1 rRNA gene is annotated in these 500 nt (G+C 47.0%); it reads right to left on the bottom strand.

Features of this window, described 5'->3' with window-relative positions:
* Positions 1-269: 269 nt before the first annotated feature.
* A 16S ribosomal RNA gene (locus AC1DOQ_RS26975) occupies positions 270-500 on the bottom strand; the annotation flags it as partial.

Here is a 500-nt window from a genome sequence, read left to right as displayed (position 1 = left end):
CCTATAACGTTGGCCTCTACATGAGTAATAGAGAACGTCAYAGGCAAATGACAGCTTACTTTGTTTGTTGATACATACAGATTTCTACCCTAAGTGTGCRTCYAACTTTCGTTAGCTACACGCTTAAAGAAAACTTTACTTCTTCCAGATTGTTAAAGAACGAGAACTACACTTATCTAAGATTTTCAGCTTAGATAAATACAGTTCTTTTCAACAGCCGATAAGCGTGGACGCTTGATGATGCATCGTTGGATGCYGTGCCACTCTAGAAAGGAGGTGATCCAGCCGCACCTTCCGATACGGCTACCTTGTTACGACTTCACCCCAGTCACGAATCCTACCGTGGTAAGCGCCCTCCTTGCGGTTAAGCTACCTACTTCTGGTAAAACCCGCTCCCATGGTGTGACGGGCGGTGTGTACAAGACCCGGGAACGTATTCACCGCGGCATGCTGATCCGCGATTACTAGCGATTCCAACTTCACGCAGTCGAGTTGCAGAC

The organism is Massilia sp. 01N417 (assembly GCF_056399645.1).
This window is presented reverse-complemented; position numbering and strand designations above follow the sequence as displayed.